The following is a 22,268-nucleotide window of genomic DNA, read 5'->3' on the forward strand; positions in this document are numbered from 1 at the left end:
GGGCGAACGGTTTAGTTGACGGGGTCTAGCCCCACGGGCAGATACGTTCTACCCTGGCTACTGATATAATAAAACTATATAAAAAATGGTCAACCAGAAATATCTGGCTGACCTTATAATACGAACGGGGCAGGTTAGTTGAAGAAGCGTAGTGTGGTCGAACTGTGCTAAAACATTCAATAAAATAAAGGATTTTAATAAAGGATTTTTATATAAGATTAGAGAAATATACAGAGTCAAATTTACTATAGGAGGAACAGATGAGTAATTCTCTATTCAATGGTATCCATTATTTTAGAATTCCAGTTGTCGATCTCAGTGAATCAATTGCATGGTATTCAGAATGTTTAAGGTTCAAATTAAGATTTAACAGAGATGACTTAGCTGTTTTTGAGTTTGAAACAGGCCCATTATTAGTATTAGTAGAAGCAGATAAGAATTCCCGTGGTCACTTTCTCAAAAGTGGTCAAGCAGAATTTTCTGTTGGTTTCACAACTCCAAATATTAATGAACTCTACGAATATTTAGTAAGTCAAGATGTAAAAGTAGAATCCATACAAGAAGATGAAGGGCATCAGTTTTTTTACTTTTATGACCCAAACGGAAACAAACTTCAAGTACATAACTAATTTTTAATTTATAATTTTGGCTGCTGTAATATGAGCAACTTTTTTGTGGTAACTATTTTATTACATAACATAAGTCAACACTACAATAAGTCTTGTTCAAATAACGAGGGCTTTAGTAAAATAAGACATTCAAATAAATGCACTTGGAGATACATTCCAAGTGCATTTATTTTTACATAATCAATCTATAACTTTAACATAGCCTTATTTTTTTCTTTTTGTACTCTATGCCTTTCTTGTACTCTATGCCTTTCCACAAATGGAATGGAACCCATCAGCTTATTGCGTTGCTTCCCACTTCGCGACTTCTTCCCGAACAATTGGTGCCACTTCTTTCCCGAACAGTTCAATGGCATTCATTACATCGGCATGTGGCATTGTTCCAACAGGTACGTGCAGCATAAACCGTGTGATGCCTACGTTTTTGCGCAGGTGAATAATCTTTTGGGCAACGGTTTCCGAATCCCCTACATACAATGCCCCTTTAAAACTTCGAGCTGCATCAAATGCCGCACGGTCGTAATGACCCCAGCCTCTCTCCCGTCCAAGGACGTTCATGACTTGCTGGGTCGGTGGGAAAAATTTATCTGCAGCTGTCTCATTATCGGCTGCAATGAACCCGTGTGAATGGGACGCAATCGGTAATTTGGATACGTCATGACCTGCCTTAGCCGCCGCTTTCTTATAGAGCTCAACAAGTGGGGCAAACTGCAAGGGGCGTCCTCCTATTATTGCCAAAACCAGCGGCAGCCCCAATAGTCCTGCGCGGACGACCGATTCACTATTACCCCCGCTTCCAATCCATATAGGCAAAGGTTCTTGAACAGGACGCGGATATATTCCCACATTATGAATGGCAGGACGATGCTTTCCAGACCAGGTTACGAATTCGGACTTCTGCAATTTCAGCAGCAAGTCCAACTTTTCTTCAAACAGTTCGTTATAGTCCTCTAAATCATAGCCAAACAGCGGAAAGGATTCGATAAAAGACCCCCGTCCAGCCATAATTTCCGCACGCCCATTCGATATGCCGTCAAGCGTTGCAAAATCTTGAAATACACGCACTGGATCTGCAGAGGAAAGTACCGTTACGGCGCTCGTCAGTCTGATCCGCTTTGTCTGTGAAGCGGCGGCTGCCAACACGACGGCTGGAGAAGATGCCGCAAAATCATGACGATGATGCTCCCCTACCCCAAACACATCCAAGCCCACTTGATCGGCAAGCACAATTTCTTCCACGACTTCCCGCAGGCGTTGTGCATGGCTGATTACTTCACCCGTTTTGATATCAGGTGTGGTTTCTACAAAAGTGCTGATTCCTATCTCCATTTTTAAATCCTCCTATGTAATCATCCGTTTTCTCAGATATTTTTATTTTCTTTAATATACTTCATTTTCGAGATATTTACCTTTCGAAGGATTTCTGAAGTTTGTGGATGGAGGAAATGGTATTTTTGCTAACTTTGTAGAGAAAACCTATCCTCGTGAATTTTTTTGTAAAAGTTATGGCCGATTACTTGTGGGGAATTTGAGCACTTATTGAAAACAGAGTGTCCCTATACATCAGCAGAACACTACTATATAGTAAAATCAGGTGATGATATGAAAACAAACATTTACGTAAACACTGAAAAGTTAATTGCAGGGATGACCTTGAAAGATGGAGACGAATTGGAGCACAACAATATGGCTCTCCACGCCTGTCAAACTACGGCTGACATAGTGGAAAACCGTAAAAAATTAGCTGCTTACTTAACCTGTAATTTGGATGATTTCGTTTGTGCCACTCAAACACATAGCTCGAATTTCCACCAAGTAACGCTTGAAGATAAAGGGCGAGGCGCCGAGCAGGTTGATACCGCCATTGCAGATACAGATGCCCTGTATACGTATGAGCCTAATATCTTGTTAAGTAGCTTCACAGCCGATTGTGTCCCAGTGATTTTTCACAATGATGAGACTGGCCTTATTGGCGTAATACACTCGGGCTGGCAAGGTACCGTCAAAGAAATAACTTTAAAACTTTTTGAGCATTTAACACAGGTGGAAAACTGCAATCCGCATGATTTACATGTCCATATTGGTCCAGCACTAAGCCAGGAAAAGTTTGAAGTCGATGAAGACGTGTATTTAAAATTCAAATACCTCGGCTATGCTGATGATTTCATGTATTTCAACGAAAATACCAATAAGTATCACATTGATAATCAGTTAACGGTGAAAAGGCAATGTGAACTGGCAGGCATCCCATCTGAGCAAATTACCATGGACCGAATGTGCACATTTGTAAGTCCAGATGGATTCTCCTATCGCCAAGATAGACAGAGCGGTCGTCATTTGAGTTTTATTATGAGAAAAGCGACTGACCTGGAATAATATACGAATAACAGAATAGACTTTAAAAGCACATCAAACTAAACGTTGATGTGCTTTTTGGTTAAGGAGCGCCATTGCTTCATGCTCCGATATCTTTGACAACGTATATACAATTCACATCCCGCTAAGCGGATGCATAGCATAAGAGATAATTCCTAGCGATGGAGGTACAAGATTGGTCAATTTTTTTTCTTTCCGGGGAACGGTTACGGAAATTAGTGATTTTATAATAGGTGCGAACGGTGAAGGGGAAGGTTGCTATACGTTGATGTCGGTTGACAATGGCGCGGGAGCTTCAGTTAATTTTGTAGTTTCACCCTCCACTTACTTTGTAAACCAGGAGATGGTTTCTGTTGGTGACACAATAACTGGATACTATGATGGAGATGCTCCAGTTCCTCTTATTTACCCGCCGCAATATCGGGCACTTATCGTGGTGAAAGACGATCCTTATCAAAACATCAAAGTGGACTACTTTAATAACCAATTGGTCAGCCGAGATGGGCAATTACAATTAAATCTTTCCCCTTTCACTCCGATTTCATTGAGAAATGGGCAACCCTTCACTAAAAGTATTGCGAATCGAAACCTAATCGTTAGCTACGGTCCCACTACGAGAAGTATCCCCGCGCAGACAACGCCCTATTGGGTTATTGTTTGGTGTTAAAAAAACCGCTTCTGCGGTTTTTTTTTGGTTTATTTCTGACATGGCTTCTTTTGGTTTTAAGGTAAAGGAATCTTCCTACACTCCGAAACGCCACAAATCATATAAATCAGCTAACGATAACCGAGCTATTTCTTTAAAACCTTTGCCTTGTCCTAAAGGCTTAACAACTATTGTTTCCATGTCTGAAATTTGTCCCAAACCAATTCCTTTTGGAAAACTGTGAGCGATAATAACCTTATTCCTTCCCTCTTCTGGTTGAATTTCTAACAGTGACTGAAGATTATCTAATGTTCTTTTTCTTTCCTCACTTACTAGATTTCCACTCAACTTATATATCTCAACCCAGAAGGGATCTGCTTTAACATTCCCACTTCCGAACGCCAACTGTACGGTTTCTATCGTTCTACAAAAAGGACTTGTGATAATAGGATAACTAATAGGTATTCTCATATACCGAAGAATTTCTCCATAGTAAATAGCCTGGCTTCTCCCCATTTCAGAAAGATTTCTTTGGGTAAAACAATTTTGGAAATTCAAATTTGGTTGATCTTCTCCAACCGTTGCCTCACCGTGTCTTACATAAAATATAAATCCACCGTCTCTCAGGGAATCAAGCAATGACTTTGAATTTTCCAGACCATCTTCTCCTTCCATGTAACGCTTTTAGATTACTGATTATGTAAGTGATGAATTATGGCGTGTTCATTATATTACTCCGAGAAATAAGGAATTAGAATTTGAAAAAGATATCGAATCAATCTCGGAATAGCAATCTGACCCCTACATTTTGCGTTAAACTGATACTTTTAAATATGCCAGTCCTTTGCTAATGTTATCAATGAAATTAAAAAGCGAGGATGGTTTTTATGCAAAAAGCACAAGCACAGAGTTATACAGGTTCACGAACACAAACATTTAGTTTGATTCTAACATCCATGTTAATTGCACTCGTATTCGTTGCTACGCTCTTATTGAATATTAAACTACCGATTACGGCAAATGGCGGTTTAGTTCATCTAGGAACAGCTATGCTATTCATTGCGGCCTTCTTATTTGGTCCTAAAAAAGCAGCTATTGCTGGGGCTGTTGGGATGGGGCTATTCGACTTATATGCTGGTTGGACGTTATGGGCACCTTTCACCATTGTGGCTCGTGGTTTACAAGGATACATTGTTGGAAAAATTGCCTGGTCAAATGGACGAAATGGTACGAGTGTTGCTTTCAATCTACTTGGGGTAATCATTTCTGTTCCTGTGATGTTAGCCGTATATTACCTTTGCGAAGGGGTTCTTTACGGTAACTGGATTGCACCAGTGGCCTCTATTCCTGGAAATCTCGTGCAAAATGTTGTGGGGATTATTGTAGCTATTCCTGTTTGTGTGGCTTTGAAAAAGATTTCTTTTTTTAAGAAGTAAAGTTCCGCTCATTTTCAATCAAAAAAAGAAGGAGAACGCTACGTATATGCGTTCTCCTTCTTCTTTTTCATTAAAGTTTAGTTTAAGATCCACCATAGCCTATTATTGAGAAAAAGAACCTTCAATCTAAGATCGAAGGTTCTAAGTATGTTTTAAGCCTCTGTTTTTTCAATCACTTCTTCATATTCCCCAACTTCTATATCCAAAATCTCTGCAGACTCGTTAATTTCGTTTAGTCGAAGAATTTCATTTGTTGAAGCAGTAATTTCGTCCAGTAGCTCTGGATTTTCTATTAATGAAACGCCATAAGAAGGAATCATTTCTTTAATTTTCGGTTCCCACTCTTGGAAACGTTGTGGGAAGCATTTTTCAAGTACCTCAAGCATAACGGGAACCGCTGTAGACGCACCTGGAGAAGCTCCTAATAAGGCAGCTATAGAGCCATCAGCGGCAGTAATAACTTCCGTACCAAATTGAAGCGTTCCTTTGCCACCAGCTTCAGTATCTTTTATTACTTGCACACGTTGACCCGCTACCACTGTATCCCAATCGTCGAGTTTGGCGTTCGGAATAAACTCGCGTAACTCCTCAATGCGCTTTTCTTTGGACAACATTACTTGTTGGATCAGGTATTTTGTCAATGACATCTCTTTTGCACCTGCTGCCAACATCGTAAGGACATTGTCCGGTTTTACTGAGGTAATCAAGTCAAGATTTGAACCTGTTTTCAGGAATTTTGGTGAGAAGCCAGCAAACGGACCGAAAAGCAATGATTTTTTATTATCGATATAACGTGTATCCAGATGCGGAACTGACATTGGTGGAGCACCAACTTTAGCTTTTCCGTATACTTTGGCATGATGCTGCGCAACAACCTCTGGATTATTACACACTAAAAATAAACCGCTTACCGGGAATCCGCCAATATTTTTCCCTTCAGGAATACCGGATTTTTGCAGTAAATGCACGCTTCCACCTCCGCCTCCGATAAAGACGAATTTTGCTTTATGGTGTTCTACGATGCCACTGTAGACATTACGCACTTTTAATTCCCAAGAACCATCGCCATTCTGGTACAAATTATCAACATTATGGTTATATTTAATGCGAACATCCTTATTCAGTAAATGATCAAACATCATACGCGTTAAAGCACCAAAGTTAACATCCGTTCCTGAGTCGATTTTTGTTGCCGCGATCGCTTCCTTGGATGGACGGTCTTGCATAATAAGCGGAATCCATTCCATCAGTTTTGCTGGATCATCAGAATATTCCATCCCTTGGAACAGCGGATTTTTTGAGAGCGCTTTAAAACGTTTCTTTAAGAACTCCACGTTTTGCTCCCCTTGTACCATACTCATATGAGGCAAAGGCATGATAAAGTCTTCCGGATTACTAATCAGTCCGTTCTTTACAAGGTGTGACCAAAACTGCGTTGACAAGCGGAACTGTTCATTAATTTTAATCGCTTTACTAATATCTATTGAACCATCAGGTTTTTCATTTGTATAGTTAAGCTCACAAAGAGCGGCATGGCCTGTTCCTGCATTATTCCATTCGTTCGAGCTTTCTTCACCTGCATTATCGAGCTTTTCAAACACTGTAATTTTCAATTCAGGTGCTAATTCTTTCAAAAGTGTCCCTAAAGTCGCACTCATGACTCCGGCACCAATTAAGATAACGTCTGTATTAGTTTCTCTAATGCTCATTTTTACCATCCTTATACCTTAAATTGCAGAAAGAATGTAGGCACTTCTGTTAGAAGTTAAGACCAGGCAAGACCTAGTCACACACCTTTTCTGTTTTAATCATATCCATATCAAGTGTAATACAATAATTTAAACATTAAAACATCTACTATTCCCTAATAAGTATAAGCTATTTATAGGAAGATAAAAAGGGAGATGTCCTTATATACTCTCTTGGAACACAGAAAAAACCAAAGCTTCATCCTTCTGAAGGAAGGCTAAAGCTTTGGTTTGCAGATTCTTGTTATTAGGTACTCCATGACTAGTCTAATTACGGTTAGTTACTTTACGTTATAGCTGCTGAGGATGCAGCTGCTTGATCAGCCTTCACACAGTCGATTGCGACAACGAGTGCAATCATGATGGTTTCCATCTCTTCATTTAATATTTGAACTTGATAACTATCGCCCCAAGTGAACCACTCCTTGCTCACTTTACCGATAACTTCCCCGTGCTGTAACACCTGAAAATCCATCTCCCACCAGTTTCCATGTACGTCAATACCTGCCGCATCAATCGTATAGCGTGCTTTTAAGAAGGAAAACTCCTTCTTAATTGTTAACACCTCTTGACCATTCACTTCAACAAAAAACTTAGGTAAAAAACTGAACACCTTTTTCGTAATGAGGGCCACTTCTTGTCTAGCTGTATTCATAATAGAGAAAGTCTTTGGCACTTGCATAAAACTGCCTTCCACATAATAAACATCCTTCTCCTGCTGATCTTTTACCGTAAATTTACCACTTAGACTAAATACTTTTTGCTTTATGTAAAATTGCTTCATCCTATCCCTCCTATATTCTGAAGATCGAAATTTAACCTTATTTAATATTCAACACATTCCATAAAAATGCCTTCTTAATAGAAATATGACACCTAGCCTTATACAATACCAATTTATAAAAACCACTTATTAGACGTTTTCATTCTTTTCGTTTCTAAAAAATTATTAATTATTAGGTTATAAAACTAAGTCAAGATTAATGTACTCGCATACTCATATTGACAGTGGTTATTTTTTTTTATGAAAAGGGTTGGGTACTTTTTTAGCTAAGTATTTAGAAAGGGCGATTAAAATGATGCATCCAGATACAGAAATTCGATATGTAAGTAAGGAAATTGGCGTTGGTGTGTTCGCAACAAAGTTAATCCCAAAAGGAACCATTGTTTGGATTAAAGATGATTTGGATACGATTCTTGATGAAGCATATATTGAGAGTCTTGATGATATCCGAAAAGATTATGTATATAAATACGCCTATGAAGATGATGACGGCAAATTCGTTCTTTGCTGGGATCATGCAAGGTATTTAAATCACAGCTTCAATCCAAATTGTGTAGATACAGCATATGATTTTGAGTTAGCTGCGCGGGACATTCAACCTGGAGAACAATTAACAGCCGATTATGGCGCAATGGGTGATGATGAAGAGTTTGAATGTATATCTGAAGAAGGTTCATCTCGAACAAAAGTGACTGCAGACGACTACTTAATTTATTATGCAGAGTGGGATGAGATGGCAATCGAGGCGTTCAAGTATTTCAAGGTTGTGGAACAACCGCTAAGACATTTAATAAACACGCAATATATTGATAAAGTTAATGCGATTGCTGATGGAACAGAACCACTAGATTCCATCCTTACTATATTTGAAGATAGCGAAGGTGAAAAATAAATTTTAAAGTTTGCAAAGAATATAACCAGAGCTCCAAATAAGAAAGTACCGTTCATATAAAAGACGTTGAAATTATAAAAACCCCGAACGTTTTATTGAAACGTTCGGGGTGATACTTTTGCAATAGAATATAAAAGTTAGTTGTTTTGTGATTTCACTTTTAGTGTTTCATTCAAACGTATACTAGATAGTATTCCTGCGATGAAAGGCAGTAGAGCTACTAGTCCAATCGCCCATGTTACATCCATTAAATCCGCTATAATACCTGCAAATATTGCACCAAAAGCGTAGCCACTATCCCGCCAAAATCTATATACGCCCATGGAAGATGCGCGCCAATTAGGAGCGGCGACATCACCAATCGCGGCTTGTAATGTTGGATACACCATCGCAGTACCTAAACCTAATAATATTGCGCCAATCACCCACAAGAAAAAACTGTTTACAATTAGTATGAACCAAAGTGCTATTGCTTGTGTCCACATTCCATAGGTAATTAGTTTTTTTCTACCCATTTTATCACTTAGAACGCCTGTAAATAATTGAAAGAATCCCCATGCAGCAGGATACAGAGCCACTATTGTACCTATTTCGCTGACACTTAACCCAACTGTCGTAAAATAGATTGGAAAGAGCCCCCATGCCATACCATCTTTTAGATTTGTAGATAAACCTGAGAAACTGATTGTTGAGAGATTTTTGTCTTTCCATGTTGTTAAGTTAAAGACCTCTTTGGATGATAGCTCTTCATGGGCTTTAATGGTTGAATTATTTTGAATTTGAACTTTTAGATGTTGCCCTGTGTCTTTTACAATCAAAGTTAATATGATCCCAACAATGACAATTCCAATACCAGTATAAAATGGTTCTGGCCTTAACGAATAAGACGATGCCACATAACCTGACACTGCTGCTAATAGTGCCACACCAGAATATCCTGCGAATTCATTTAATCCTACTGCCGTCCCTCTTTGGTTAGGCTTTGAAAGATCTATTTTCATATTGACCGTCATAGACCATGTCAACCCTTGATTAATACCTAAAAGTATATTGGCAAAAACGATTACCCACCAAGCATGTGCAAAAATAATAAGAATGGGTACAAATAAACCTATTATCCAACCTACTAAGAGCACTCTTTTTCGACTGAACTTATCTGCGATTTGTCCTGCAAAGTAATTTACAACCGCTTTGGAAAAGCCAAAACTAACAATAAAAGATAGTGCAGCACTTGTTGAGGCTAAACCAAACTGTTTTTCACCTAATATTGGTAAAACCGTTCGTTCAATCCCAACCATCGATCCAACAAATAGGTTAGTTACTACTAACAAAAGAAATTGAAAAATATTTTCCTTTATTCCAATTTTGGGTTGATTCATCATCTAATTCATCTCCAATTTAAGAAAGCCTGAATTAGATCTGGCTTCCTCTTCCTTCTTAATTTCTCTGTTCTTCATTTGCTTAATGTTTCCGAGTTGTGGTGTGAAACTCCCGAATTGGTCACTATTTCAGTATGCCTAGTATTTGGGGGTTATGATTACTTAAAAAATTTTTTTGATCATTAATTATCGTTTTATTTTTTACTGCCTATGCTTAGGATAAGGCTCAGCACAATTCTAAATGAGGTTTAGTTATTATTGTCCAGACATTCACTACCTATCTACATAAACTTTAGAAAGGAGTGAAAAATCTAATGTCCATGTTTGGTCATGACCGTTTTAATAAATCTGTCAACATACCTAACCCATTATATCAATCTTTACAGGGACGATATTTTGTTGGAGAGACTGAAAAGATTCGTTTAGGAAAAGGTAAAAATGCTTGGGGTGGTTTAATTAATCCCTCTAATTCAGATGTAGATTTATATGTTAATGCATTTACCATCACAAATCATTCTAATACACCGATCGTAGCTCAAATTTGGTTTAATCCGGAACCTCTCGGAAACCCAATGATTTCGAATAAGGTGACACCTGCAAATACAACGCTTTCTCCTCTTCCAAAGCCGAAAGTAAAAATCGCATTTGCAGAACTTATCGACGGTTTTCCAAAGCAAGGTGTAAATGCATTTAAGCGCATTGTCCCACCACAAAGTACTTTAGCGAGTGATGAAGATGGAAAATTCATTTTCCCATCTTCCGGTTCATTTGTCATACTTTTAGTCTCACCTAATAATGAAATTGTTAAAGCGGAAGTCGCATTCGGTTGGTTTGAGCAAAAGTAAGAAAACAAAAAACAAGATGTGATTCTAATTGTATTATTAGAATCACATCTTGTTTTTCTTTCAACTTTATTTGTTAAAGAATTATAAATTCCAATCACTTTAATTACAATAATCCTAAACTATCAATCAGCAAGTAAATACCTGTAAACAATAAGATGATATATGTAAATACTCGAAAAACATCTTGATTAATCCGTTTAAATAATAGTTGTCCCAAATACAATCCTGCAAATACCAATGGTACCGCCCATAAGCTTGATACCCAAATTGTCTTATTTGTTCCAGCAAAAAGCACTTGGATGATTAAACTAACAAAATATATAAATAAATAAAAGGCTAGTGTAGTACCTCTTAATCTTTCTTTTTGAGTATCTGTACCTGAAAAATATAATAGTAATGGTGGTCCGGGCATACCTATACTCGTTGTGAGTGAACCTGAGAGTCCACCTACAAGTATATCTCTCTTTTTATTTTGGTTAATTCGAAACTTAAGGATCAGCATGATTGTTAATAACAAGATAATAACGCTAACTCCTAACTTTATTTTATCTATATTTATTAACACGAAGATTCCAATTCCAATGGGTAGACCCGTAATACTTCCTATCACAAACCTTTTTAGGACTCCATAGTCGATATCCTTTCTAATTTTCATAATTAATGCACTCGATATTATTAAAGACAATATTAAGTTTATTTGAATGGCCTCAAATGGTTTAAAAATTAAAAGAAGAAACGGAGTAGCCAGAATAGAAAATCCAAATCCTGTACTCGTCTGAAGTACGGAAGCGACTAAAATAATGATAATAAATGCTACTAGCTCCATAAAAATACCTGCTCCCTCTATTACAAAAAAATAAAGATACCGTTTATAAACAGTATCTCTTCTATAACTATTTTAACATTTCATTAATTACTCGGCTCTCTAAAACCCATTCTACACTCTGTTCGTTCAATACTTGCAACAGCCACCTGAGACAGGCGGCTGTCCTTGTTGCAATTAATCTACGTGATCCATACCACGGTTCGTCTTTTTCGACTTAACGTCCTGCTCTTTCGTAAAATCTGGTTCCTCGCCGAATTCTGTCCTTAAATTAGAATTGGAGAAACGTGAAGGTCGGTCGGTAACCGTGTCGATCTCTTCATTTGGCTTAAATAATAGACCTAGACATATCAGACCACCAATCCCTACAAGACCATAGACCACTCTTGATAAGAATGAATCTTGACCACCAAATAGCGTTGCTACTAAATCAAATTGAAAAAGTCCAATCAACCCCCAATTCAGTGCACCGATAATAACTAGAGCTAGCGCAATCCGTGAAAGCATACTCATACATTAACTCCTCCTTCGATTAAAATATATTTGAATCCGTAATTACCGTAAGCAGTTTTGAACAGCTACTTTACATCAGTTGTTTCACTCACTGAATAGGAACGACGCAACACCAAAAATACCTTACAGATAATTGCTTAGATTCGTACTTATCTTTAGCCAAAAACGCTATTTAATACATATTTATCAAATGAAGATAGATCTTAAAACGACATGGTTAATTTAAAAAACATTTTTATATTAATTACAAGTAAAATACTCAAACTGCGCCTTCGGAAAGTACTTATGAAAATGAACGTAATTCATTTAGCTTGTCTCTTTTTTAAATTCCCCATTATTATTACTTCATAAAAGTGGGACTAAAGAGATGATTCCCTTTAGTCCCCTCAGTCTCAATGTTTAGTAAACAGCTGCCCATACTAAACCTAAATAATTTGGCCACACTACAGTATTACTTAATACTAATTGTGGTCTTCTTTAGGTTTGAACGTTTTACAGCACGTATCTGCAGAACGGCTTGCTTCTTCACTAATAGTGCTGTAATCAAATTCAGAAGCAAACTCTGTATTTTTTGGGTTTGCGTGGTAATCCATATCTATTTCAATTTTTTCAGCCCCACAAACATTCCCTTTTGAATGGAAATTACAATTTGATACAGTACATTTCACTTCTACATTTGGCATAGCTGTCCCCCTCATTGAGATGTTTTGAGAAATACAGGAAGTTATTTCTCATAGATTATTTTGTCCATTTCAGCGTTTTTAATTTATATAAAAAAGATTAGCTGTACATTTTAAAAAGAACCTTCAATCTATAACTAGATCAAAGGTTCTATTCAGTATTTTTTTAATATTACTCTGTAAAAATTTGGATGAAAAGTTAGCGAACCAAATAGCTTTGATTGGCTGGCTTAAAGATAAACAAATCTCTCCCTTACTCCAACAGCTCTTCCGGAAGCAGCTTAAATCCTTCAATCATCGTGTCTTCTTCCACCTCGATCAACAGACACCGTTTGCCATTGTAATTGACCTCTTTGACATATCTCAAGTCTTGAGGGCTGATTGAAATATTCGCTACTTTCGTACTGATTTTGATGGACTTGGACGCGTAACTTGGAATGATATGGCTTGCTTTCATTTCATACGTTCTGTCATCAACCACCTGTTGAAATGCCCGCTCCACTTTTTCCGTACTCAAATCTTTTACGCCGCTCGCCTTCAGCACACGCTCTACTTCTTTCGCATCCAAAGTAGGCACACTCTCATCTTCGTCCTCATATTCTTCAGCTACCACTAACATGCTGTTGATTTCATCATATACATTGGCGAGGGTTTTTGAATTTACTTCGTCTCCGATTACTGCTTTTACAATTTCTTCAAATACCGCTTTGTCTTCCTCGGCCGTCATGATTTCATTGCCGTTCAATACATTTTCGATAAATTGGAAATCCGGTTTATTCGCTTTGCTGGCTGAGTAAAGGATGTGATGGATGTCTGCGGCGTTGTCCGTGAAGCTCGGGAACAGGAATCCACCAATTGGAGAGGCCAGTTTAATGACGGGATCTGTCATCAGGCTCGATTTAAACTCTTTCTCGCCAAAATCAAACACCAATGAACTTTTCGGTAATTCGGTTTGATTCATGCTGCAAAGAATAAAAGGAGTGTTATACACTTCATCCCGCATGTCGATTTCCGTTTCATCAGGCTGGCGCTTCGTCGTTTTAAAAGAATTCCCACGAATAAATGTGACGACCATGTCCTTTTCGTATTGTTTGTCCTGAACCATTTTCAAGGCGATCTTCTGCATATGAGCTTTCCATTCACCTATATCTTCAGTTTGAAGTCCTTCATATAAAAGTCTTTGCGTATGGTCCGTTTGCTCTTCTGCCTGACTCTGAAACTTCACCTCAAACAGCTTCACATCCATTTTCCCGCCTAAAACCTTTTTAAAATTGGCAAGAAACAGCTCTTGCTGCTCCCGATCCAACAAGGAAAATGAGCGGCTCTCCTCATGATAGATCTCACTGCTTCCCTGCTGGATGTATATGTTGTAAATATCAGCGATTTTCAATAAATCAGTATCCATCTTAAAGTGTTTGCGAATCTCTGCTATATCTTTATTATTCATCTCTAATTCCAACTCCCTGGCTGTTAAAATCCGTGTTGTCTACAAAAAAAGAGCATCCAAGCTATAGGTTAGCTTTAGATACTTCTTTATTATAACAACATTTAAGATGAAGAAAGGATTGAGTGACTCTTGAGTGAGCAACGTAGGGACGTGTCTAGGTGTGGCTGCCAGTCGCACTTTCACATTGTTTCAATAATCACGATAGTTTCTTGCACTGGCACCTGAATTACTAGTGCTCGGATTTCTACTTATACTTTTTCCTTCATTATTTCCTCAAACTCCACATCAATGATTTCTGGATTGTTTTTCCTCAATTCCTCAAAACTTTGTCTGATTTGCTCTGGGGTAAGATCGATGTTTTCTTCCAGTGCTTTGGCCAGTCGTTTTCCCATCTTGGTCATGGATGCATATGTTAACCCACCAGATACAATCCCGCCTACCAACGGAATCGCTTTGGAAACGCCTTTGGCAAATGAATTTTTAGAAACCTTTAAGCCAATGAACTCTAATGTCTTTTTAATGATCGGATAGTAGACAGTCTTCATTAAAGCTTTGTTCGGGATCTTCTTTAACGCTTGTTTCGCCAACTGTGATGATAAAGCTTTGATTGTGGCAGTTGCTCCGCCAACGCCAAACATGACACCTAAAAACAAAATTAAATCGCCGCTCACATTTTCGGCATTCATTTCTTCGCCATCCCAAAAATCATCATAGCCATAAATGTAGCCGAGCTCTTGAGAAAGTCGTAAAGCCATGGCAAAAAACTGCGCAGTATCTGCTGGAATCGTCGCAGCCATCGCTAAACCACCTGGGATGCCCGTAGCAAACGAAAGACTTGAACTTTGCATTGTCCGATCAGAAATCACTTTTTTGGCAATATTGTTTAAGATCTGTTTATCAATATTTGCCTGTCCAGGACCTTTTTCAATCAGCTCGGCAAGTTCCTCAGGCGATAAATGTTTCGAAAAACTCTTCGCTAAAAACTCTCTTCGATCCACTTTAACACCTGGTAACTTCACGACATTCGAAAGTACAACTTCGAGTACGGTAGATTCGTTTGCCAACATGAACACCTCATTTAACAATATTTTTCATATTATACCATTATCACTGCAAATATTATCCATTGGGTATATTTTCAAATGAATTCTTTTGCTATAATTAAATAACTCCTCATATGAAAATAACTTACATATTGCGTTATAAACTATCTAATAGAAACGGTGAGATAATGGATAAAAACGATGACCTATTAAAAAGTAAAGACGAACGAATTGCTCATTTGGAAAAAATAATTATTGAATTGACAGAATCCAATCAACAAAATGCTGCAACTCTTGCAGAAAGTTATCGTTCAAGCCCTTATGCAAGATATGAAAATGGATTTAAATTGTCATCATTATTCTTTGGATTTAAAAATATTCTAATTATTATACTTGTACTATTCGTACTCGGTTTTGGAGCTATTTGGCTAATTAATGGTAATGTTTTTAAAAAAAGTTCTGTAACTTTTGTGGAACATGTACAGGAGTTATCCACTTTAGCAACAGCTGAAGCTCAAACAAAGACCGTGCTTAATATTGAAGACAACAAAATTTTTGGTAAGAAAATTCCTTTACCTATACCTGGCACTAAACGTGAAATATTGCTCATTGTTCCTGCAACGGTACTCGCAGGTGTTGATTTGAAAGAGGTTACGGAAGACGATATGAAGATTAGCGAAGAAACGAAAGAGATTGATATTACTCTACCTCACGCAAAACTTATTCAAGAACCTTCACTTCAAATGGACAAAATTACAACATACGTTGATGGTGGGATTTTCAATGATGAAGTTGATTGGAATGAAGGTTTTGAACTAGCGGATTCTGCGCAACAAAAAGTTAAAAAAGAAGTTATTTCTGCCGGTTTATTAACAACTGCTGAAAAAAATGCAGACAAGGCACTAACTCAATTTTTTAAGAATATGGGTTACAAAGTAAATATTACTTATAAATAACCAAATCGATATTATTAAAATCTCCTCATCAAAACAGCACCCACCTAAAGTACTGGTTGGTGCTGTTTGCATTATAAAATCATATGACACGTCCGTTACTGGTTATAAAGTTGTAGATTATAAGGGAACGCATCATCCGGATTTTCACTATGAATATTCACGACATCATATTCTGGGACGAATTAAAAGTACATCCTAAAGTTGATCAAAATAATTATTGTGGGTTGCCATCTCCAAAGCTATATTTAAAATAATACAAATAGTAGTTACAAGAAGGTGAAGAGATGATATTTTTTGTTTTAGTAGTGATTTTACTATTTCTAGGATTAGTTTATGAACAGCTTTCTCGGAAAATTGATGCCAAAAGTCCTAAAACTGGTAAGATGATTGATGTCGGCGACTATAGTATGCATGTAACCGACTGCGGCCAAGGCGAAGCCACAATTGTTCTGATTCATGGCGCTGGCGACAGCTCGTATTCATGGATACATATTCGCAAAGAATTAACGAAGTTTAGCCGCGTTATTTCTTATGATCGCGTAGGTATGGGTTCGAGCGACCTTGGTCCCGCACCAACACCACATCATACGGTCCAAGAACTGAACAATTTGTTGAGCAAGACTGGAAACCCGGGACCATATATCCTTGTTGGCCATTCCCTTGGTGGAATAATTGCCCGGCTCTATGCTTTGGAATACCCAAACAAGGTAGCTGGATTCGTTTTCCTGGACTCGACGCATGAGTTTCTGAAAGATGATACCAAGTTCAAGCAAGGTTTTGCCGCAATTGGCGTAATGCTCAAAATCCTAAGAGGCCTGTCTCCTTTTGGCATTCCTCGATTTCTTGGCAACATAACAGGAATGATTCCCATGTTTGCCCATGAACGTAAATATTACCAACAGCAACTCCCCCCCGAAGAATACAAGCAATGGAAGGGAATCGTTTATCGAACCTTTGCCGGAAGTGCTGCTGGAGTAGAGTTTAAAGAGGCAATAGCACATCTGGAGGAAGCAGCAAGACGATTAAAGAACAGTAAAACAATACCTCAGTTTGGCGACCTGCCCATTGCTGTTGTAAACAATCCAGGGTTCGGTGCTCATTGGACAGAGATCCAGCGGGAACTTGCTTCTCGTTCAACCAACAATATTCATAAGACGAGTGATCGTAAAGGTCACAGCCTGCAAATGCCACGACCAGAATTGGTTGTTGAGGCCGTTCAACACGTTGTTGAACAGGTTCGATCTCGCAATGGTCGAACCCTTGCCGAATCCACTCTAGAACAAAAAATTGAAGTAACTGTGGCATCAGATTAACTTTCTGTTAGAAAAATGCAAGATAGAGATAAAAAGAATAAATAATTATTTATAAAAAAGAATTACCATTCAAATAGAATTGGTAATTCTTTTCTGTATTTGCTTCCAACAGGAGATCTTTTATATACATATGCACTCTTTTAAAGTTTCTTCCTAGCCACTCTTTATCAATCACAACTTAAACTCTCTGCTTAACCACTATTTGTGATAAGGCTCACCGTATCTGATGTAAGTGCGGTTTATATACACACTTGTATTAAAATCATTGTTATCCTTATTCATATCAGCTAGTAAATCTAGTACTAAATTTGCAAGACTAGTAAAAACTATTCCAGCAAACTTTATCATGACCTCTTGGATTGTCTCTTCATCGATTGTATGAACCTTTAGGGATTCTACCTGTAACTTAATTGGTTGCAGTGTCAGTCAGCCCTTGGTAACTACTTTCCTCCCTTTGCCTTTGCCTTTTCCTTTAGCTTTGATATTTCCACTTTTATCTGGGCCTGTGTAAGTGGCATCCATGCTGAGCTTTCAGAATCGGTTAATACTGAAGCGGGGCTTTCACCCTCATTCATCCATTTGGCTTGATAAGGCACCCCTTCGAAGAATACCCGTTGACCGGCTTCATATTTAGCGGTTTCTAACCAAGTAGGATAGGTATCTTTCGGTAATGTAGGCTGTGGAATCGGTTTTTCACCAGGCAATACTGGACCTATGAGATTCCATGGCGTTTCCCATGACTGAAGAACCGGATCGTCAGGAAGATCACCTACTGTCCACCACTTTGCCTCATAGACGTAATGGTGCCAAACGACTTTCTCACCTTCAAGGTAAGTGTCCGTGGATGACCATATTTGATAGGGGCTTGTCTCCGGGTCATCTGGTTCCTGTTGCTGACTAGCTAACTCTTTATTGGATGTTGTTATGATACCAGCACTCCTATCGATATTCCCTTTAAAATCTGAACCAAGTAATTCAGAAAAGCCGAACTGCGATTGTTGCAGACCGCTACAAGCGTCTGAAACTATACCCACATCAATATAGTTACTTCCACACATAATATCCCGATTAACTGACCACATGGACATCCTGCCAATACCATGAGTAAGAGCAAACTTGTTTAGGGCATATGCGTCATCCAAGGTAAAAACTTCATTTCTAAAATCATTTTGACCGATCATAGGTGTTGCACCAATCTTCGACCATAAGGTTTCATCACTTAAATAGATACCTGCTTGTTTGTAAATTATCTTGAGTTGTCGATGGGTTTGAATTAACGCGCTTTCTGAAGCAGTTAGCATCGTATAAGCAGACGTTAGACTTGCGCCGTAATCCATCGTCATCACGTTTATTCCTGCCAAGTCGACGCCATGCTTAAGCAGTAGTTCAACAGCATTCGTACCATCCTGACTCAAACCTTGGGGTGTGACAGGCAATGTCACCCATACTGCTAGTTGCTTGCCAACTGCCCGTCTTTCTGACTGAAGTTTGGCAATTACTTCAGCACGCCGGCTGCCAGCATCAGTATCTGTAAGTCCAGAATTTTCAAGATCCAAGTCAATTGTATTCAAATTATATCTGTCAACAATCAATTCGTATGCAGATAAGAGTTTATCCGTGTCTGTACACTCGACTGCCAGTTCATTGTTTCTTACACCCCCGAAAGAAACGGCGACACTCCCCCCCTGTTGTTGTAATCGAGCAATGCGTCGATCTAAATCGAGCTCTTCACTAGCTTGATCTAATGTGTAAGCACCACCCCAGGATGGTGTACAAGAATTGGTTGGATCAGAAACAATAAATGCGAGAACAACATCCTTATGCTCGGTGGACCCTAGATTCTGGAACATAAACATTGGGGTAGCAGTAACGTCAACATAGGGTGCAAACCATTGATTTAGCACTGCAGCCCGAGAGAACCCAAAATTCCCCATCTTCCCGGTTGCACTGATAATACCACCCAAAGTAAGAACGGCAATAAACATGAGTAGAAGTATTAAACGTAATGGCGATAATCGCCGTTCCTGTACTAGTTCCTTCTCGTTTTTGGTCATGAATGTATCACTTCTTTTTCTGCTATTTGTGGTGTTATGGCAGCAATCTGATTCGGCGTATGATTGGAGATATGATTAGACATACGCACCTCGGAATCACCATGATAAAGAATTGCTTGCCAGTCCAGACTTTCTATATGCTCCGTCTCCTGATTTGTATGTTTTTTCTTTACCGGAACATATAACCAATTTTTGATACCGAGAAAAATGTCAACAACTGTATTTTTAATACCGATAAATTCCAATACAGCCCATGTGGCTGTGATTATATTGAACGCTGCAAAAGCAGCATTTCCCCAGTTTTCCAACACAATGCCACGCCAGAAAATAAATAGTGAAACACCAATAATGAGAAGTGGTGAAATAACGTATAGCATTGGCGATACTGTACGGTCCTTAATTTTAGGAGTTCGAGCAAATGGAATTTTTCGGGTACTTAGTGCCTGCTGTATTGATGTTAGCACGCCAGCTAAATTCACGGGTAACAGTATTAAATTGAAACCATAAATCCTAAAAACATCACTCCGCTTATAGTTACAATATTTCAGATCACTAGACATTACTAAGAAGTATGGTAACGCCCCAAAAAGGACAAATGAACTCAGGAGACGCCCATCTATCGGGTACGCTAACATAATTAATAACCCAAAGCTTGCCCATGAAATGGAGGCCAGATAGTTTAAACGAAGTAATACCTCAGTCTTCGATACTACGTTTCCTTGACTTTTACGGTTTCGAACTAAAGACCACAACTTCGGCAAGATGATAAGGCCACCATTCGCCCATCGACGTCTTTGTACAATAAGTGAACCAAAATCAGGCGGAGTTGCACTGTAGCTCAGACGTTCAGGGTAGTTACTAAGCGTCCAACCATGTCTAGCTAGATCGACACTAGATTCCGTATCTTCGATAACAGTGCGGTCCTGAATATACCTTCGTATTTCAAAGTTACCCACCATTTCTGTCTCACCTATGTCTTCCAATGCAGATTTCCGTATAATAGCATTGGCTCCGACCCAGAATGTTGCGTTATAGTACGTCATGCCCTGGTGCAAAATATGTTGGATGTCTGTTGTAGCTCCAGCAATCCGCTCGATGCGAGTAGCGGCTCCACGGAATGAAGAATACGGTGTCTGAACAACCGCAACACGTGCATTTTCTGGTTGCTGTAAGAAATAGACCAAGCGTAGACAATAACCGGGACGTAGTATGGAATCTGCATCTAATGTAAGTACAAATTCGCTATCCGGAAATGTAATACTCTCCCCGTTCCGATCTTCGGTAGCGGAGACCAGTATAGGACCATCTGGCGTTTGTACTTGATTAAAAGTGCGGCCCATAAGTCCGATATAGGAATTAAGATTCATGGCTTTGTTAGGTTCATGTGATAAAGAAGGAAACTTTTTCCGTTCGAAAACAGCCACTTCCATATTGAATATCCATGTCAAACGTTGATAGAGTTGATTGATCCTATCAGAGGGAAGACACACCTTTTCGTTGTAGGAAGCAAGTAACGCTTCATGAACTAATCGCAACTCCCTTGATAAACCACCAACCACTTCATTTGTAAAAAATTCTCCAACATGGTCACCACTCTCTTCCTTCTTGACCAACTGATCTAACCAATTGGCCGCCCAAGCATAGTGTTCAGCCAGTTCCTTCGAAAACTTCAGTCTGCTTTGCGATGACGAGTCCAGTTCGCTAAGGTATTCTGTAAGTTTGGACTCAAATAGTTGACGGGGAGCAGCAAATAAATCATTCGTATCTTTTGCCAACTGCCGAGTAGCGTTGAGTCGAGCTGAAGCCACTGGGTCTTTAGGGTACGGGGCATCATCCAAAAGGAGAACAATTCGAATATGAGGATACTCCTGTAGAGCAGCTGATAACAGAGTTTTTCGAACAACTTCCGGTTCTTCATCGTAAGACGGTATCAATACAGTGATTTTCGGTTGATTCTTCTCAAAGTATTTATCAATATCAGCTCGAGGTATACGTACATGTTTACTAAATCGCTGCAATGCACCCTGTCGAGCTACAAGATACATTAGGGCTGAAAAGACTAGAAGCGTAAAAATAATCAGATATCCGAAAGACTCCATTACGAATTGATACGTATTCGGACCATTGAAATACTCCTTAATAATTGTCATTACTACATAAGCACACCAGAATACGATAGTCATGATTATAGCTAGTCCGCCATATACCATTTTCTTGGTAGACGGCATGTCATGAATAATGGACAAGGGTGTTGTGTGACGTTCCGTGCCCCACTGCCGTTTCCGTTTTAGTTTACTAGTGCCCCTAGAACGTACCATATTATTAGTCAGACCTCCTTTAATATTATTCCATACCAAGACTGTTATAAGCTCGACGGCTATAGGTTGTCTTGATTGTTAATATTATTAAAAAGGTCCTAATTATATTCTATATTTTGAGAATAAGTTACGGTTTTACTTTACAACGTATGCGTAGCTATTTTCCACGCCACATGCGTTATTATGAACAAGAATTCCGTCTATTTTGCGGTACGTTTCTCTGTAATATTAAATTGCTGTTATCATCAATAAAATCATGTAAATCTCGTTTTATATTTTCACTTAAATGTCTTCCAGATAGTCCATCAAGCTAGATTTCCTACTGTTTTTCAAATGCTGTTATAGTTTTCTCTATACTTAAACTTTTATTTAATAATGGAGTATGG

The 22,268-nt window shown here is 38.6% G+C and carries 20 protein-coding genes; 8 read left to right on the forward strand and 12 right to left on the reverse strand.

All coding sequences use genetic code 11. The features are described 5' to 3' along the window. Positions 1-260 precede the first annotated feature (260 nt). Complete coding sequence (locus tag M9R32_RS14285) at positions 261-629, forward strand: VOC family protein (protein WP_269927424.1); 369 nt, start codon at positions 261-263, stop codon at positions 627-629. A gap of 279 nt (positions 630-908) precedes the next feature. On the opposite strand, the gene M9R32_RS14290 is transcribed toward M9R32_RS14285, so the two are convergent. After that, on the reverse strand, positions 909-1,958 hold the full coding sequence (locus tag M9R32_RS14290) for an LLM class flavin-dependent oxidoreductase (protein ID WP_269927425.1): 1,050 nt from the start codon (positions 1,956-1,958) through the stop codon (positions 909-911). Positions 1,959-2,231: 273 nt separating this feature from the next. Here M9R32_RS14290 and pgeF point away from each other — a divergent pair, with 273 nt between their 5' ends. Further along, positions 2,232-3,005 (forward strand): peptidoglycan editing factor PgeF, encoded by a 774-nt coding sequence (gene pgeF / locus M9R32_RS14295; protein ID WP_269927426.1) that lies wholly within the window; start codon positions 2,232-2,234, stop codon positions 3,003-3,005. 175 nt (positions 3,006-3,180) lie between these two features. Further along, positions 3,181-3,672, forward strand: a complete 492-nt coding sequence (locus M9R32_RS14300) for a hypothetical protein (RefSeq protein WP_269927427.1) — start codon at positions 3,181-3,183, stop codon at positions 3,670-3,672. Positions 3,673-3,747: 75 nt separating this feature from the next. Here M9R32_RS14300 and M9R32_RS14305 read toward each other — a convergent pair whose 3' ends face one another. Then, a complete protein-coding gene (locus M9R32_RS14305; RefSeq protein WP_269927428.1) occupies positions 3,748-4,326 on the reverse strand; it encodes a histidine phosphatase family protein in 579 nt (192 codons plus the stop codon). A gap of 212 nt (positions 4,327-4,538) precedes the next feature. Here M9R32_RS14305 and M9R32_RS14310 point away from each other — a divergent pair, with 212 nt between their 5' ends. After that, positions 4,539-5,087: an ECF transporter S component gene (locus M9R32_RS14310; protein ID WP_269927429.1), complete on the forward strand. Its 549-nt coding sequence runs from the start codon at positions 4,539-4,541 to the stop codon at positions 5,085-5,087. A gap of 152 nt (positions 5,088-5,239) precedes the next feature. Here M9R32_RS14310 and M9R32_RS14315 read toward each other — a convergent pair whose 3' ends face one another. Both M9R32_RS14315 and M9R32_RS14320 read right to left on the reverse strand, forming a co-directional pair. Then, positions 5,240-6,796 carry a malate:quinone oxidoreductase gene (locus tag M9R32_RS14315; protein ID WP_269927430.1) on the reverse strand — a complete coding sequence of 519 codons (1,557 nt, stop codon included), beginning with the start codon at positions 6,794-6,796 and terminating at the stop codon, positions 5,240-5,242. Positions 6,797-7,121: 325 nt separating this feature from the next. After that, a complete protein-coding gene (locus tag M9R32_RS14320; protein WP_472924567.1) occupies positions 7,122-7,619 on the reverse strand; it encodes an LURP-one-related/scramblase family protein in 498 nt (165 codons plus the stop codon). Positions 7,620-7,911: 292 nt separating this feature from the next. Between M9R32_RS14320 and M9R32_RS14325 the strand changes: the two genes are divergently transcribed. Then, on the forward strand, positions 7,912-8,511 hold the full coding sequence (locus M9R32_RS14325) for an SET domain-containing protein (protein ID WP_269927431.1): 600 nt from the start codon (positions 7,912-7,914) through the stop codon (positions 8,509-8,511). Between the two features lie 137 nt (positions 8,512-8,648). On the opposite strand, the gene M9R32_RS14330 is transcribed toward M9R32_RS14325, so the two are convergent. Further along, positions 8,649-9,890: an MFS transporter gene (locus M9R32_RS14330; protein ID WP_269927484.1), complete on the reverse strand. Its 1,242-nt coding sequence runs from the start codon at positions 9,888-9,890 to the stop codon at positions 8,649-8,651. A gap of 314 nt (positions 9,891-10,204) precedes the next feature. Between M9R32_RS14330 and M9R32_RS14335 the strand changes: the two genes are divergently transcribed. Beyond that, positions 10,205-10,735 carry a DUF6143 family protein gene (locus M9R32_RS14335; protein WP_269927432.1) on the forward strand — a complete coding sequence of 177 codons (531 nt, stop codon included), beginning with the start codon at positions 10,205-10,207 and terminating at the stop codon, positions 10,733-10,735. Positions 10,736-10,838: 103 nt separating this feature from the next. Here M9R32_RS14335 and M9R32_RS14340 read toward each other — a convergent pair whose 3' ends face one another. The 5 genes from M9R32_RS14340 to M9R32_RS14360 all read right to left on the reverse strand — a co-directional run bounded on the left by M9R32_RS14340 (position 10,839) and on the right by M9R32_RS14360 (position 15,265). After that, positions 10,839-11,561, reverse strand: a complete 723-nt coding sequence (locus M9R32_RS14340; RefSeq protein ID WP_269927433.1) for a sulfite exporter TauE/SafE family protein — start codon at positions 11,559-11,561, stop codon at positions 10,839-10,841. A 174-nt stretch (positions 11,562-11,735) separates the two neighbouring features. Further along, a complete protein-coding gene (locus M9R32_RS14345) occupies positions 11,736-12,071 on the reverse strand; it encodes a DUF378 domain-containing protein (RefSeq protein WP_269927434.1) in 336 nt (111 codons plus the stop codon). 461 nt (positions 12,072-12,532) lie between these two features. Continuing rightward, complete coding sequence (locus tag M9R32_RS14350; RefSeq protein ID WP_269927435.1) at positions 12,533-12,754, reverse strand: DUF1540 domain-containing protein; 222 nt, start codon at positions 12,752-12,754, stop codon at positions 12,533-12,535. 250 nt (positions 12,755-13,004) lie between these two features. After that, positions 13,005-14,198 carry a DUF4317 domain-containing protein gene (locus M9R32_RS14355; RefSeq protein WP_269927436.1) on the reverse strand — a complete coding sequence of 398 codons (1,194 nt, stop codon included), beginning with the start codon at positions 14,196-14,198 and terminating at the stop codon, positions 13,005-13,007. A 248-nt stretch (positions 14,199-14,446) separates the two neighbouring features. Beyond that, positions 14,447-15,265: a bacteriochlorophyll 4-vinyl reductase gene (locus tag M9R32_RS14360; protein WP_269927437.1), complete on the reverse strand. Its 819-nt coding sequence runs from the start codon at positions 15,263-15,265 to the stop codon at positions 14,447-14,449. Positions 15,266-15,429: 164 nt separating this feature from the next. On the opposite strand from M9R32_RS14360, the gene M9R32_RS14365 reads away from it, so the two are divergent. After that, a complete protein-coding gene (locus tag M9R32_RS14365) occupies positions 15,430-16,197 on the forward strand; it encodes a DUF4230 domain-containing protein (protein WP_269927438.1) in 768 nt (255 codons plus the stop codon). Between the two features lie 284 nt (positions 16,198-16,481). Continuing rightward, positions 16,482-17,510 (forward strand): alpha/beta fold hydrolase, encoded by a 1,029-nt coding sequence (locus tag M9R32_RS14370; RefSeq protein WP_269927439.1) that lies wholly within the window; start codon positions 16,482-16,484, stop codon positions 17,508-17,510. A gap of 440 nt (positions 17,511-17,950) precedes the next feature. On the opposite strand, the gene M9R32_RS14375 is transcribed toward M9R32_RS14370, so the two are convergent. Then, entirely contained in the window at positions 17,951-19,564 is a 1,614-nt protein-coding gene (locus tag M9R32_RS14375) for a glycosyl hydrolase family 18 protein (protein WP_269927440.1), read from the reverse strand. Further along, entirely contained in the window at positions 19,561-21,882 is a 2,322-nt protein-coding gene (locus tag M9R32_RS14380; protein ID WP_269927441.1) for a glycosyltransferase family 2 protein, read from the reverse strand. The genes M9R32_RS14375 and M9R32_RS14380 overlap by 4 nt, the downstream gene beginning before the upstream one ends. Positions 21,883-22,268: the final 386 nt, after the last annotated feature.

It is taken from the genome of Paenisporosarcina quisquiliarum (genome assembly GCF_027563315.1).
In the GTDB taxonomy this organism is placed as follows: Bacteria; Bacillota; Bacilli; order Bacillales_A; family Planococcaceae; genus Paenisporosarcina; species Paenisporosarcina quisquiliarum.